15 protein-coding genes and 1 pseudogene are annotated in these 13376 nt (G+C 68.5%); 9 read left to right on the top strand and 7 right to left on the bottom strand.

From position 1 onward, the window contains the following. The first annotated feature begins 230 nt into the window (after positions 1 to 230). Positions 231 to 1868, top strand: a complete 1638-nt coding sequence (gene abc-f / locus BKA25_RS13395; RefSeq protein ID WP_069853679.1) for a ribosomal protection-like ABC-F family protein — start codon at positions 231 to 233, stop codon at positions 1866 to 1868. 174 nt (positions 1869 to 2042) lie between these two features. Continuing rightward, positions 2043 to 2675 (top strand): YigZ family protein, encoded by a 633-nt coding sequence (locus BKA25_RS13390; RefSeq protein WP_069849401.1) that lies wholly within the window; start codon positions 2043 to 2045, stop codon positions 2673 to 2675. 124 nt (positions 2676 to 2799) lie between these two features. Here the strand turns inward: BKA25_RS13390 and BKA25_RS13385 are convergent, their stop codons facing one another. Next, entirely contained in the window at positions 2800 to 3060 is a 261-nt protein-coding gene (locus BKA25_RS13385; protein ID WP_069849403.1) for a hypothetical protein, read from the bottom strand. A 4-nt stretch (positions 3061 to 3064) separates the two neighbouring features. On the opposite strand from BKA25_RS13385, the gene BKA25_RS13380 reads away from it, so the two are divergent. Next, the gene (locus tag BKA25_RS13380; RefSeq protein WP_157421067.1) at positions 3065 to 3325 is read left to right on the top strand and encodes a hypothetical protein; all 261 of its coding nucleotides are present in this window, start codon (positions 3065 to 3067) and stop codon (positions 3323 to 3325) included. A gap of 26 nt (positions 3326 to 3351) precedes the next feature. On the opposite strand, the gene BKA25_RS13375 is transcribed toward BKA25_RS13380, so the two are convergent. Then, the gene (locus tag BKA25_RS13375; protein ID WP_157421068.1) at positions 3352 to 3933 is read right to left on the bottom strand and encodes a hypothetical protein; all 582 of its coding nucleotides are present in this window, start codon (positions 3931 to 3933) and stop codon (positions 3352 to 3354) included. Positions 3934 to 3945: 12 nt separating this feature from the next. Beyond that, positions 3946 to 4122, bottom strand: coding sequence for a hypothetical protein (locus BKA25_RS13370; RefSeq protein WP_157421069.1), 177 nt, complete (start codon positions 4120 to 4122; stop codon positions 3946 to 3948). Between the two features lie 327 nt (positions 4123 to 4449). Between BKA25_RS13370 and BKA25_RS13365 the strand changes: the two genes are divergently transcribed. Continuing rightward, positions 4450 to 5067, top strand: coding sequence for a dihydrofolate reductase family protein (locus BKA25_RS13365; protein ID WP_069849409.1), 618 nt, complete (start codon positions 4450 to 4452; stop codon positions 5065 to 5067). Between the two features lie 268 nt (positions 5068 to 5335). On the opposite strand, the gene BKA25_RS13360 is transcribed toward BKA25_RS13365, so the two are convergent. Further along, a complete protein-coding gene (locus BKA25_RS13360; RefSeq protein ID WP_216637831.1) occupies positions 5336 to 6802 on the bottom strand; it encodes an FAD-binding oxidoreductase in 1467 nt (488 codons plus the stop codon). A 183-nt stretch (positions 6803 to 6985) separates the two neighbouring features. Here BKA25_RS13360 and BKA25_RS28735 point away from each other — a divergent pair. Next, positions 6986 to 7570, top strand: a pseudogene (locus BKA25_RS28735) (helix-turn-helix transcriptional regulator); the annotation flags it as partial. Positions 7571 to 7995: 425 nt separating this feature from the next. Here BKA25_RS28735 and BKA25_RS27850 read toward each other — a convergent pair. Next, positions 7996 to 8748, bottom strand: coding sequence for a class I SAM-dependent methyltransferase (locus BKA25_RS27850; protein ID WP_084642994.1), 753 nt, complete (start codon positions 8746 to 8748; stop codon positions 7996 to 7998). Between BKA25_RS27850 and BKA25_RS13350 the strand changes: the two genes are divergently transcribed. The 4 genes from BKA25_RS13350 to BKA25_RS13335 all read left to right on the top strand — a co-directional run bounded on the left by BKA25_RS13350 (position 8747) and on the right by BKA25_RS13335 (position 11826). After that, positions 8747 to 8887 (top strand): hypothetical protein, encoded by a 141-nt coding sequence (locus tag BKA25_RS13350; RefSeq protein WP_184285090.1) that lies wholly within the window; start codon positions 8747 to 8749, stop codon positions 8885 to 8887. The genes BKA25_RS27850 and BKA25_RS13350 overlap by 2 nt on opposite strands. 27 nt (positions 8888 to 8914) lie before the next feature. Further along, positions 8915 to 9097, top strand: coding sequence for a hypothetical protein (locus BKA25_RS13345; RefSeq protein ID WP_069849415.1), 183 nt, complete (start codon positions 8915 to 8917; stop codon positions 9095 to 9097). Between the two features lie 162 nt (positions 9098 to 9259). Further along, positions 9260 to 10915 carry an apolipoprotein N-acyltransferase gene (lnt, locus tag BKA25_RS13340; protein WP_069849417.1) on the top strand — a complete coding sequence of 552 codons (1656 nt, stop codon included), beginning with the start codon at positions 9260 to 9262 and terminating at the stop codon, positions 10913 to 10915. Positions 10916 to 11025: 110 nt separating this feature from the next. Continuing rightward, complete coding sequence (locus BKA25_RS13335) at positions 11026 to 11826, top strand: polyprenol monophosphomannose synthase (protein ID WP_069849419.1); 801 nt, start codon at positions 11026 to 11028, stop codon at positions 11824 to 11826. A 152-nt stretch (positions 11827 to 11978) separates the two neighbouring features. Here BKA25_RS13335 and BKA25_RS13330 read toward each other — a convergent pair whose 3' ends face one another. Beyond that, complete coding sequence (locus BKA25_RS13330) at positions 11979 to 12326, bottom strand: RNA polymerase-binding protein RbpA (protein WP_069849421.1); 348 nt, start codon at positions 12324 to 12326, stop codon at positions 11979 to 11981. A gap of 243 nt (positions 12327 to 12569) precedes the next feature. Continuing rightward, complete coding sequence (locus tag BKA25_RS13325; protein WP_069849423.1) at positions 12570 to 13328, bottom strand: thymidine kinase; 759 nt, start codon at positions 13326 to 13328, stop codon at positions 12570 to 12572. Positions 13329 to 13376 lie beyond the last annotated feature (48 nt).

Genomic DNA, 13376 nt, shown 5'->3' with positions numbered 1-13376 from the left:
AATGGGATGAACCCAGCTGAGGGTGCTGTTAGGGTGGCGGCGCGTGAGCGGAACCGAGGGAGTTCGACTGTGGTGAGTGACGACGACATCTCCGGGTGATACCGGAGCTGCATGACGGTGTGGCAGGCGCGCGAGCGTTGCCGCCCACAGTCGTGTCGTCGTCATTCGAACCGAACCTCACTCGCACCGGGCGCGTCGACGCGCCCGCTTTCCCCGAGGGCGCCACTGCGATGTCCGATGCATTCATCACCTGCTCGAACCTGTCCTTCTCCTGGCCCGACGACACCCCGGTCCTGGACGATCTGTCGTTCACCGTCGGCGCTGGGCGCACCGGTCTGGTCGCGCCCAACGGGGCGGGTAAGACCACCTTGCTGAAGTTGATCGCCGGGGAGTATCGGCCGACGGCGGGGACCGTGGCGGTCAACGGAGTCCTCGGATATCTGCCGCAGAACCTGCCGTTGGTCGGGGAGCCGACCGTGGCCGAGGTGCTCGGTATCGCGCCGATGATCCAGGCGTTGGCGGCCATCGAGGCAGGCGACGCCGACGAGGAGCACTTCACCACGATCGGCAACGACTGGGACATCGAGGAACGCACTCGCGCCCAGCTCGACCGGGTCGGCCTCGGACCGTTGTCGTTCGACCAACGATTGGCGACCCTCAGCGGAGGCCAGATCGTCTCCCTCGGCTTGGTGGCGCAACTGCTCAAGGAACCGGACGTGCTGCTGTTGGACGAACCCACCAACAATCTCGATGTGGCTGCCCGCCGACGGCTCTACGACGTCCTGGCGGACTGGACCGGTTGTCTGCTGTTGGTCAGTCACGATCGGGCATTGCTGGATCGGATGGATCGCATCGCGGAGCTGGACCGGCACGAACTGCGTGTCTTCGGCGGTAACCACACGGAGTACGAGGCGGCCGTCCGCGCGGCCCGCGAGGTGGCGGAGAAGAACGTGCGCAACGCCGAGCAGGAGGTCAAGCGGGAGAAACGGGAGATGCAGCAGGCCAGGGAGCGCTCCGCACGCCGAGCCAGTAATGCGGCGCGGAATCTGAAGAGCGCCGGACTGCCCAGGATCGTGGCCGGGGCGATGAAACGCGGCGCACAGGAATCGGCCGGTCGCGCGAACGAGACCCACGCCGCGCGGGTCGGGGAGGCCAAGGCGCGGCTGGACGAAGCGGGCCGGGCCCTGCGTGAGGAACCGCAGCTGGCGTTGGAACTGCCCCAGACCCAGGTTCCCGCCGGGCGCACCGTGTTCTCCGGTGACGGACTGCAGACCGACTTCGCGGGGCGGCAGATGTTCGCGGAACAGGGCCTCGACCTGACGATCCGTGGACCCGAGCGCATCGCCCTCACCGGCGCCAACGGCGTGGGCAAGTCGACGCTGCTGCGGATGATCCACGGCGACCTGGCATCCTCCGGGCCCGCGATCAACCGCGCCGAAGGCCGGGTGGCGTACCTGTCGCAACGACTGGACCTGTTGGATCCCGAACGCAGCGTGGTCGAGAACCTGGCAGCCGCCGCACCCGGGATGTCGGACGCACAGCGGTTGAATCTGCTGGCCCGGTTCCTCTTCCGTGGCGATCGCGTGCACTTGGCGGTCGGGGCACTCTCCGGTGGTGAACGGTTGCGCGCCACCCTGTGCTGCGTGTTGTTCGCCGAACCGGCACCGCAGTTGTTGCTGTTGGACGAGCCGACGAACAACCTGGACCTGGTGAGCGTGGCCAGGCTGGAGAGCGCCTTGGTCGCCTACCAGGGCGCGTTCGTCGTGGTCAGCCATGACGAACGGTTCCTCGCCGAGATCGGAGTCACCCGGTGGCTGCGGCTGTCCGAGGGCAGGCTCGAGGAGATCGCGCGCCCCGACGGCGTGTGAAGGTCGACCGATGGTGTACGCACCGCCGTCGCCACCAACAGCGGCGGTACTGGTGGCGACACTCTGGTGGGGCGCCGGGCACCGGGGCCGGCACCACCGGGTGTCGGTTCCGGCGGCGGGTTCCGGCAGGATCGCCTCGGATGTCGTTGCAGATCACGAGGGAACGGGTGGGACATGCTCACGGGATACCGGACGATCGCCCGGAGCGGTGAGCACGAGATCGAGATCCGCCGCTCTCGGTTCCGCTGCCTGTTGCGCAGGGTCGACGACGAGGACGCGGCTCGCGCGGTCATCGCCGCCCGCCGCAAGGAACATTGGAACGCCACCCACAACTGCACCGCCTACGTGCTCGGTGCGGCATCGGACAAGCAGAAGTCCAGCGACGACGGGGAGCCCGCAGGCACCGCGGGGGTGCCCATGTTGGAGGTGCTGCGTCGTCGGGAGCTCAGCGACGTGGTCGCCGTGGTGACCCGATGGTTCGGCGGAGTGCAGCTGGGCGCGGGAGGGTTGATCCGCGCTTACGGCCAGGCGGTCGCCGAGACCGCGGACCTGCTCGGTGTCGTCGAGCTGCGGCCCGCTCGGCTGGTGAACGTGGCGGTGGACTTCCCCCGGGCCGGGCGCATCGAACACGAACTGCGTGCCTCGGGATATGCGGTGCGCGACACCGCCTATACCGATAGGGCCCGGTTCGACGTCGCCGTCGATGCGCCTGCGGTGGCCGATTTTCAGGAGTGGATCACCTCGATCACCGGGGGCGAGGCACAGCTGACGGTGGGGGAGGTCGACTATGTGGAGGTTCCCCGGTGAGCTGCGGCGCCGGTTGGTGGTCGAGCCGCGGTGATGTGTCGGTGTCGAACGCGGCACGGGGTGTGCCCCGGAGGGCGTCCGGTCCCCGCTCGCCTGCATGGTCTCGGTTCGGCACGTCGGACGGTCAGTCGTCGAGAGCGAGCAGCGACCGGACCGCCTCGGCCGGATCAGGTGCGTCGGCAGGCCAGGTCGCCACTGCGGCGCGTACGAGTGCGTCGTGTTGCCCGTCGATCAGCGTTCGGGCGGCTGCGGCCGCCAACCAGGGGTCCGTGCCGTGGAGGAGCTCCAGCATCGTCCGGTCCTGGCCGAGCGCGGTGCCGGTGTTGCGCAGCGGGCGGAACGCGGCCGACCTGGCGTCGTGGGGGAGGCTCTCATCGCGGATCACTGTGGTGCACCATGGCGCCGAGCCGCTGTTCGAGCTGGTGTTCTCGCTCGTCCGAACCGGTGTTGCGTGCGAGGCGTTGCACTGCGGCACCCACGGCTTCGATCGCCTCGCTGGTGCATTGGCCGGCTGCCAGGGAGAGGGCCAGGTCGAGATCGGTCTGATCGCCGAGCCTGCCGAGTTCTGTGATGTGGTTCAGCAGGGCTTGGCCGATCGGCGCCGTCGAGGCGTGCGCGGTGGTGAGGGTGTGGCGGAGTTCGGTGCGTAGGTCGGCGTCGTCGATGTACTCGCGAGTCAGCTGACACTCCCAGACGATCTGCTTCGGATAGTGGGCCAGCTCGCTGCGATCTCGCGGACCAGGGCGCCGTGGGTTCCTCGGAGGAACAACGTCAGGGCCGCGGTGCCGGCCAATGTGAGGTCCTCGTGTCGGAGTAGACCGACCAAGGCTTCGGTCCGCCCTGATGTCGGGGCACCATCGCCGTGGTCGAGGAAGGGTCGGATCGCCGTCGCCCGGATGTGCCCGGGTAGGTCGTCGTCGGTGAAGACCTCGGCGAATCGGGCACCGAATGCGCGGCACCGCCGGTCGCTCGGGGTCCGGTTCAGGCAGGTCTTGATCGCGCCGACCACTTCGAAGAAGAGGCCACCGAACGGATCTTCGGAGAGCCGGGGGATCCACGAATCCAGGACTCGGTGGAGCAGCTCGGCATCCTCGGGTCTCGCGAGGTGGAACAGGATTCCCAACGGGCTGCCGAACATTCCATCGGGCTGGCCTTCGCCCCGGTCCTGTGCGGCGAGAACCACCTCGATCATCGCCAACGCCCGCGAACGCAGTTCCTCCTCGAAGTCCTCCAGCGGATTGATCACTCCCCACCGCATCTGGGCGACGCACTAGTGGTACTGATCCATCGCGATGCCCTGTGCCTGATGGCGGGGGCTGCCGAGCAACTTGCCCACCGCGCCCGCCACCTCGGCGTGATCCCGGGTCTGATCCAGCACCCGTACCGCCCGACGCTCCCTGGGTTTGAGCGAATCGGTATCCCAGTAGTACGAGGTCAGGCCGTACATGAGTCTCCTTCATCCCCGCGGATGATCAGCACGACCGTAGTTTCCCGACCCGAGCCGGAGAAACGATCTATCCGCCGGACCGCCGTTGTCGTCGAAACCGGATGAAACATGGAACTCGGCTTCATCGCTGGAGACCGACGGGACTCGTGCTTCTCTGCTCCACCTCACCGCGACCCGCCATCCCCCGGAGGTGTCGACGAAGCCGCCTGAAACCGATTGCCACGCCGTGTCGATCCGGCGGTGTGTCGTTCGACGGGTAAGGAGAAGAGCAGACTCGACCCGGTTCGCCCATCGAACCGGGCGAACAGCAGAAAGGGATGCACCCCCATGGCAAGACTGACGGTGACCACATTCCTGTCACTCGACGGCGTAGTCCAAGGCCCGGGCGGTCCCGAGGAGGACACCAGCGGCGGTTTCGACCAAGGAGGGTGGACCGTGCCCTACGCCGACGAGGACATGGGGCGCCTGGTGTCGAACTGGTTCGCCCAGTCACGAGCGTTCCTGCTGGGACGCAAGACCTACGACATCTTCGCCGCCTACTGGCCGCAGGTCACCGACCCCGACGACCCGATCGCGGGCCCGCTCAACGCCCTGCCCAAACATGTGGTCTCCCGCACGCTGACCGACCCGCAGTGGCAGCACTCCACGGTGGTCGGCGGCGACCTCACCGACGCGGTTCGCCGCCTGAAGGTCGAGGTCGGGGAAACCGGGGAACTGCAGGTCCACGGCAGCCCGACTCTCGTACAGGCACTCTTGGACGACGGCCTTGTCGACGAACTGCGCCTACTGACCTTCCCCGTGGTGCTGGGGGCGGGCCGCAGGCTCCTGGAACCAGGTCGCACCCCCACCGCGCTGCGGCTCGTCGAGTCGTCGACGACCGCCAGCGGTATCACCGCGAACGTGTACCAGCCTGCCGGGCGACCGCAGTACGGCAGCTTCGACTAGCAGACCGACCTCCTCTCGCCTCCGCACGGCCCCGGTTCGCACCCCACGCCGAACCGGGGCCCTGCACACTGGCGACACTCGCCCCACGTAGCCGCGCTACGCGCGCACCGCCCCTTCTGGACAGACGCGCGACGCCGCCGAATGCGACACCCACCGACACCGCCCGGCGCCGGGATCGCCCCCGACACACCCACCGACGGTGGTGCTGGTGCACCCGCACACTGCCTTCTACCAGCTGATGTCATCGGCACCGTCCCATCGCAGATGGTCAGCGGACGAACATCCCGGTCGGGTCGTAGTGGGCGCGTAACTCGTCGAGCCGTCGGGCGACCGCAGGGCAGTGCGTCGACGTCCGCGCGGCGGCGGTGCGTTCGCCGAATAAGAAGTTCATACTCCGCCCGAGCGTGACGGGTCGCAGCACCGTCGCGAACTCGCCGTGCAGCAGCCGGATATCGGCGATGTCGGAGTCGACCGCGTGGAATCCGGTTCCCATAGTGCTCGCCGAGACACCGGAGGCGGCATCCGCGCGAACTTCGCCGTCCGTGGAAACCGGCGCGGACGTCACCGGATTGATCAACGTGACCAGGAAGGCGGCCTCGCGATGGCCCACCGCATTGGGCACCTCGGCAGGACGGGCCAGCGCCCCACCGAGGTGCTTGACCGTCAGCACCGACATCGCCGCCGCCTGCGGCCCGCACAGCTCGAACACCCTGCCCAGCACGTCGTCGTCGAGACCTCGAACGAGGACACCCTCGCCCTGATAGGCGTGCGGATCGGTCGGATCGGAGTGGATCACGTGGGAGTCGGCGAACGACATGTCGTGCAGCGTGTCCTCCCGCAGCCCGCCGATCTTCCGCAGTGGCGCGACCAGTCGCGCACCTTCGGTGGGATCACCGGCATAGGTGATCTGGAGTTGGACGATGCGCTCGCCGCGTTGCGGCTCGGGAATGCTGGGCAGCCTCGGGAACGACAGGATCGTCGCCGAGGACGACATCTCCTCGGGCACCGTGTCGGTCCAACGCCGATAGGCGTGCAGGACCTCGAGCGCACGGTCGCCCTCGAAGACCAGGGCACCACCGAAAACCTTGGGCACCGCGAACAGCTCGATCTCGATCGCCGTGACGACACCGAAGCCGTCCCGGCCACCCCGCACGGCCCAGAACAGATCTGGCTCGGCATCGGCCGTGACCCGCCGAAGCCGCCCATCGGCCAGGACGACCTCAACGGCCTCGACCCGGTCGGCGGCCCAACCGTGGGCGCGGGAGAGCAACCCCAGCCCACCACCCAGGGTGTACCCGACAGCGCCGACCGTCGGGCTGCTACCGGACAGCGGCGCCAGGCCATGGGCTGCCGTGATCTCGATGACGTCCTTCCATCGCGCGCCTGCCTCGATCCTGGCCCGCCGCCGACCGACGTTGACCTCTACGCCGTCGAAGCGGGCCGTGTCGATCAGCACGCCTCCCTCGCTCGGCACGGACAGTCCGTGCCCGGTGGCCTGGATGGACACCGCGAGACCGTGCGCCGCCGCATGGTCGACGGCGGCACGGACGTCGGCGGCGCCCACGGCGCCGACGACCACCGACGGCCGGTGCGCATATCCGCGTTGGAACCCGGTGCGCGCCACGTCGTAGCCGGGGCCGCCGGCCACCGATACCGAACCGCGCACCACGCCGGCGAGGCCCTGATCGGATTGGGCGGCGTACTCCTGGACTCGCGATCGTCTGAGACTGGACACGATTTCCTCCCTGAGGTGGCGGGCTGCCGCCGTTCTCCTGGCGCATGAAGTAAGACGCTGGCCAGCCACCGGATGTGAGATCACTGATCCGGTGTTCGCCCGAAAGGTAGAAGCGGTCGCGGACACCGAATGTCCGTGACCGGGCGCAGAATCGGCTGAGTGCGAAGGAACCCGACCGCTCGAATGCTGCGCCTGCTGTCGCTGTTACTCACTGGCAGAACCTGGACCGGACCCGTCCTCGCCGAGCATCTCGGGGTCACCGACCGGACGGTGCGTCGCGACATCGAACGCCTGCGCGACCTCGACTATCCGGTCGGCGCCGTCTCGGGTACGGCCGGCGGCTATCGGCTCATCGCGGGTCGCCACCTGCCGCCGCTGCTGTTGGACGACGACGAGGCCGTCGCCGTGGCCGTCGGACTGCGCACAGCCACCGATGGGATACCCGGCTTCGAGGAGGTCTCGGCGCGCGCATTGGCCAAACTGGATCGAGTGCTGCCCGCCCGGCTCAGACCCCGGGTCGCCGCTCTCGCCACCACGGTCGTCCCCGTGGGCCGCCGCCATCCCACCATCGACACCGCGACACTGGGCGTACTGGCCGACACCTGCCGCGACCAGGAGATACTGTCCTTCGACTATCGGCGCCGTGACGGCAGCACCGGCTTGCGGCGCGTCGAACCGCACCGGCTGATCAGCTCACACGGATTGTGGTACCTACTCGGATTCGACACCGACCGTCAGGCCTGGCGAACCTTCCGCGTCGACCGCCTCACCGATCCACGGCCCAGCGGCAGGAAGGCACCGATTCGCACACTTCCCACCGACGATGCCGCCGAATACCTGGCTCGCGCAATCACCTCCACCGGCTACCGGCACACAGCGCAGGTGACAGTGGCCGCGCAGGCATCCGACATCCACACGCGGCTGCCCACCGCGATTGCCCACCGGGTCACACCGCTGTCGGAGACCCACTGCCTGGTGCGGCTGAGCGCCGACTCCCTGGACACGATCGCCCAAGACCTCGTCGCGCTCATCGGACTCGATCAGAAGGCCACGGTCACAGCCTCCCCCGAGGTCGTGGAGCACCTGCGAACGGTGGGCGAGCGCCTCAGCGCGATCACCGGAACCGCCCACGGCATCACACCGACACCGGGCCTTGCCGTACCCGACGGGCTATCCCCGGCCGAAACCCGAGCTCAACGCCGGAATACCAGCAAACCCGCCGATCCGGGCTGCGCGGAGAACCCTGCCTCAGCCAACCCCGTGCCCACGTCGGACTCCTCGACCGGCCACAGATCGAACGATTCGACCTCCTCCCGCACCGTCTCCCGCGCCTCGGACACCGTGTAGCGGAAGGTCCACCGCTGTCGGGTGGAATCCGGAAGCGGCGCCACCGACACCGACACCGCGTAACACACCTCTCCCACGGAGACCGTGGACAAGACCCGGGGCCTAGTGGGAGCGGGCCCCTGCCGATCCAGCACCACGACACCACCCGGGCGCAGCATGTCTCGTGCCGCCGCCCACAACCGGTCGCGATCCGCCGGAGACAACGAGTTCACCAGGTTCACGCACACCACGAGATCCGCAGAAGCCCCGAGCCGCAGCTGCTCGAACGGTGTCGGCCACACCCGGACCCGGCGGCGCATCGGTGGCGACGCCGCCCACCGGGACAGCAACACCGCGCGCATCGGACGTGACGGCTCCACCGCGTGCACCGGCACCGCCGCCGCCTCGGCGAGCACCTCGGTGACCACGCCGGTGCCCGCGCCGATCTCCACCACCCCATGTCGGGCCTGTCCGGCCAGTCCGGCCAGCTCGCGGCGCGCCCAGCGTCGATACCCGCGCCGGTGCAGCAGGTCGTAGAACTCCGAGGTCACCCGGTACGGCTCGGGGTCCGGCGCCGGACCCAGCCCCCCTGTCCGGCGAGCGTCGGAACGAGTGCCCATGGCCCACATCATCGAGGACGGCGGGGCATCCGGCCCGCCGGTCGATGCCCGACCGCGCACTGATCGGGTGGTGCTGATCGATGTCGACTCGCTCACGGCCCGCAGTGGATCTACGGTCACCTGTCATCACGAACAGTGATGTCTGGTCACAGAGAGGTGTCCGTCGATGCTCTGGTCGTTGTTGGGTGCACTGTTGATCGCCTGGTTGGTGTTGTTCTCGCTGATGGTGATCGCCGTCCTCCTCGTCGACTGGCTTCGACATCGCACCCGCAGGCGCCAAGCCCGACATCGGTTCGCCGAATACCGACGCGCCGTGGCAGCCCTGCACGTACACGGAGACGACCGGTAGCCGCCGCGATCAGCGATCGACCGACCGGAGACAGGGGAGTCGCCGTCCAACCGAACGGGGCAGAGCGGGACGGGGAACGCCGGGACCAAGGCTTGCCCGACCGGGGCGTCTCCACGCTGGGGTGAAGCAGGGGACCCGGAGTGATTCCGTAGGGTTACCGGTGTGTCTTCAGCCATCATCGCGGCCTCGCCGAGCGGCCCGGCGGGCCCCGATCAACAGGCAACCCCGAATCGGCGGCACACGCTGCTGCGGGTCTTGGCGGCGCTCGCATCGGGCGGGCTGCTGTCGCTGACGTTCGCGCCGTTCTCGTGGTGGTGGTTGGCGCCGATCGCCCTGGCCCTCTTCGCGTCGGCCGTTCACCGCCGTCGCGCGCGCGGGGCCTTCGGGTTGGGCTTCGTCGCGGGCATGGCGTTCTTCCTGCCTCTGCTGACCTGGACCAACGAATACGTCGGCGCCGTGCCGTGGATCATCCTGGCGGCACTGGAAGCGTTGTTCTTCGGTGTGGCGGCCATCTTGATCGCCCTGGTGTCCCGACTGCCCTTGGCGCCGCTGTGGGCGGCAGGCGGTTGGGTGGCCGCCGAGACGGTACGCGGGGCGATCCCCTTCGGTGGGTTCCCGTTGGGCAGCGTCGGGTTCGGACAGGCCGACGGGCTGTTCCTGTCGCTGGCCTCAATCGGCGGCGTGGCCCTGGTCGGGTTCGCGGTCGCGCTGTGCGGATTCGGGCTCGCCGAGCTGGCCCGCCGGGTTCTGACCGGCCGTCGGAACCCGGCCACGGACACGGCGACGCCTCGGTCCTGGCTTCAACCCGCGGCCCTGATTCTCGTCCCGGTGCTGGTGGCGCTGGTGGTACTGCCGACGGTCGGCAGCGACGCGGAGGAGGGCACCGTCACGGCTGCGGTCATCCAGGGCAACGTTCCGCAGCTCGGTCTGGAGTTCAACGCCCAGCGCCGCGCCGTGCTGGACAACCATGCGGCACAGACCCGGGAGCTGGCCGACGAGGTGGCTGCGGGCGACGTGGCGCAACCCGACATCGTGATCTGGCCGGAGAACGCCTCGGACATCGACCCGTTCCGCAACGCCGACGCCGCAGCGGTGATCGAATCGGCCGTGCGGGCGATCGACGCGCCGACCATGGTCGGAACCCTGGAGACCCCCGCGCAGGGCGACATCCACAACACCGTCGTGCACTGGGAGGCGGGCGAGGGCCCGGTCGACACCTACCGCAAACGCGAGATCCAGCCCTTCGGCGAGCGGATGCCACTGCGGGGCCTGGTCAGCGCGGTGATGAGCGTGGTGAACCCCTCCATCAGCATTCCCGACCGCGAATACCAGCCCGGAGATACACCGGGAGTGTTCGCAATGGGTGACGCCCGCGTCGGCGTCGTCACATGCTGGGAGGTCGCCTTCGATCACCGCGTGAACGACACCGTGCGCGCGGGGGCCACCGTGCTGTCGGTGCCGAGCAACAACGCCGCGTTCGGGCTCACCCCGATGTCCGAACAGCAGTTGGCGATCTCCCAGCTGCGGGCGGTGGAGCACGGTCGCGCGGTCCTCGTCGCGGCGACCAGCGGGATCAGCGCCGTGGTCTCCCCAGCGGGCGACATCATCTCCTCGTCGGAGTTGTTCACCGCCGATGCACTGGTCGAAGAGATCCCGTTGCGGTCGACGACTACTCTGGCCACCCGACTCGGCTCCGGCCCGGAGTGGATGCTGTCCGCGCTGGGACTGGTGGCGGCGGGCTGGGTCGTGATCGCCGGCGTTCGACGTCGCCGACACGACCGCGAGCCCGTTACTCAGGGTGAGATCCAGAAATCCTGAGTCGACGTCGGCGACACGAGCACCGGAGCACGTGGATCGTCGGGGAGCGGCGAACCAACGGGCATAGACGCTCGGCGCGGCGATCAGCGGCGTCGACGAGGAGGAGACACATGGCGGAGCAGGCGGCCGAGGACGAGCGGCAGGTGCCCGACCTCGACAAGGTGCTGGTGGTGATTCCCACCTACAACGAGCGGGACAACATCGGCCCGATCGTGACGCGTCTGCACGCGGCGTTGCCGACCGCCGAGGTGCTGGTCGTCGACGACGGCAGCCCCGACGGCACCGGCAAGCTGGCCGACGAGATGGCCGCGGAGGACCCGCGCGTCCACGTCCTGCACCGCACGGAGAAGGCAGGTCTGGGCGCGGCGTACGTCGCCGGCTTCAACTGGGCCCTGGAGCGTGATTACGGCGTCGTGGTGGAGATGGACGCCGACGGCTCGCACGCCCCGGAGGAACTGCCGAGGCTGTTGGCGGCGCTGGGAGACGACGCCGATGGCGCCGATCTCGTGCTGGGCTCCCGGTATGTGCCCGGGGGACGCACCGTGAACTGGTCCAAGCGACGCGAATGGATCTCCCGAACCGGCAACCTGTACTCGAAGATCGCGCTGGGCGCCCGGGTGAAGGACATCACCGGCGGTTACCGGGCGTTTCGCAGACAGGTCCTGGAGAAGATCCGGCTCAACAACGTCGCCTCGCAGGGCTACTGCTTCCAGATCGACCTGGCGTGGCGGGCGATCGAGGCGGGCTTCACCGTCGCGGAGGTGCCCATCACCTTCACCGAGCGGGTCCACGGCGAGTCGAAGATGAGCAGCAACATCGTGCGGGAGGCACTGCTCCGCGTGACCAAGTGGGGGCTGCGACGGCGGGGCAGGCAGCTGCAGGCCCTACTGGCAGGCAAGCGCACCCAGTAGCGCGGCGGATGTCCGCTACCGCGGTCGCCGCTGCGGCAGCGTCCCCCGGTGTGTCGCTACCACCGGGGTGACCTCGCCAGGACCGACACGAAGAGGGCCGCCTGAACCAGCAGTTCAGGCGGCCCATATCGCCGCATCGTGCGGTCCGCGACTCAGGCGGACCGAGAGGTGCGCCTGCCGCGCAGCTCTTCCAGCCGCTCGGACAGCAGTTCCTCCAGCTCGGGGATCGTCCGGCGCTCCAGCAGCATGTCCCAGTGCGTACGAGCCGGCTTGACCTTCTTGGGTTCCGGCTCGTTGCCGTCGAGCATCTTCGACTCGTTGCCGTGCAGCCGACATTCCCAGACCGAGGGGACCTCGGCGTCGTCGGAGAACGGAACCTCGAAATCGTGGCCCTTGGGGCAGGCGTAGCGCACCGTCCGGCGCGGTGCGAGGTCGTGATTGCGGTCGGTCTCGTAGCTGACGGCTCCGAGCCGGCTGCCACGCAGAACGCGGTCGGCCATAACGGTGTCCTTTCGCTCGGTCCAGGGTCTGGATCGACCCCGGGGTACGTGCTCACCGAGTGCAACGACGCACAGGTCGCGGTCGTTCCCGGTTTGGCCTAGTCGGTCGCCCACGGTGACGTGTTTCACGCGTCAACGAAGACTTCCTCCATAGGGATGCAAACAAGTGTGGTTCGTGACGCGTTTTCCGCCCAGTAACGAGCACGATCACGCGAATGGGTGACCGTGCCAAGGCGGAGGTTATCAAGCCAGGCTGAGTTGCCCCTGCCCAGCCGCGATCGGACCGAGATCACCTGACCTGAAATGACGGCGACACAACACTTGGTAACGCACGGTAGTTTTCTCGTCGACTGTCGCCGCGTCCACAGCGGCAGCCCCCTCACGCTGTCCATCATCCCGCGCGGTGTCGGCCACCAGCACCGTGTCACCGGCACGGATTACCCGCCCATCGACGACCCTGGCATTGAACCGGCCCGCCGAGCCACACCAACACAGCACCTCGACCTGCACCGCCTGGATCAGATCGGCCAGCTCGAACAACCGGCGGGACCCCGGGAAGAGCCTGCTCTGGAAGTCGGTGGCGATCCCGAAGCAGTACACGTCCACCTGCACGTCGTCCGCCAGCTCGCTGAGCTGATCCACCTGCGCCTCGGTCAGGAACTGCGCCTCGTCCACGATCAGATAGTCCACCGGTCTGCTCGCCGACCAACGCCCCCGGACCAGCTCACGGATGTCCAGATCCTCATGGACCTCCACCGCACCCCGGGTGATCCCGATACGGCTGGAGATCTTGGGATGCCCCGACCGATCATGGCGGACCAGCAGCATTCCCTCCCGGCCCTGCCGCGCGTGGTTGTGATCGATCTGCAACGCCAGCGTCGACTTCCCACAGTCCATCGGTCCGTAGAAGAACCTCACCTGCCCCGCCGCTCGACGCCCGGCGCGTCGAGGCAGCGAGGAGAGGGCATCGGTCGGGTCATCGGCCAACACTGCACTATCCACGGCCGCAGACCTTACGGTGTGCGCCGATCAGTCCCGACGCACGCTCGC

This window comes from Actinoalloteichus hymeniacidonis (assembly GCF_014203365.1).
Taxonomy (GTDB): domain Bacteria; phylum Actinomycetota; class Actinomycetes; order Mycobacteriales; family Pseudonocardiaceae; genus Actinoalloteichus_A; species Actinoalloteichus_A hymeniacidonis.
This window is presented reverse-complemented; position numbering and strand designations above follow the sequence as displayed.

Excerpts from the sequence above, each read along its gene's own strand:
- abc-f (WP_069853679.1), top strand. The coding sequence starts at position 231 with ATGTCCGATGCATTCATCACCTGCTCGAACCTGTCCTTCTCCTGGCCC.
- BKA25_RS13390 (WP_069849401.1), top strand. The coding sequence starts at position 2,043 with ATGCTCACGGGATACCGGACGATCGCCCGGAGCGGTGAGCACGAGATC.
- BKA25_RS13375 (WP_157421068.1), bottom strand. The coding sequence starts at position 3,933 with ATGCGGTGGGGAGTGATCAATCCGCTGGAGGACTTCGAGGAGGAACTG.
- BKA25_RS13370 (WP_157421069.1), bottom strand. The coding sequence starts at position 4,122 with ATGTACGGCCTGACCTCGTACTACTGGGATACCGATTCGCTCAAACCC.
- BKA25_RS13365 (WP_069849409.1), top strand. The coding sequence starts at position 4,450 with ATGGCAAGACTGACGGTGACCACATTCCTGTCACTCGACGGCGTAGTC.
- BKA25_RS13350 (WP_184285090.1), top strand. The coding sequence starts at position 8,747 with ATGGCCCACATCATCGAGGACGGCGGGGCATCCGGCCCGCCGGTCGAT.
- BKA25_RS27850 (WP_084642994.1), bottom strand. The coding sequence starts at position 8,748 with ATGGGCACTCGTTCCGACGCTCGCCGGACAGGGGGGCTGGGTCCGGCG.
- BKA25_RS13345 (WP_069849415.1), top strand. The coding sequence starts at position 8,915 with ATGCTCTGGTCGTTGTTGGGTGCACTGTTGATCGCCTGGTTGGTGTTG.
- BKA25_RS13335 (WP_069849419.1), top strand. The coding sequence starts at position 11,026 with ATGGCGGAGCAGGCGGCCGAGGACGAGCGGCAGGTGCCCGACCTCGAC.
- BKA25_RS13330 (WP_069849421.1), bottom strand. The coding sequence starts at position 12,326 with ATGGCCGACCGCGTTCTGCGTGGCAGCCGGCTCGGAGCCGTCAGCTAC.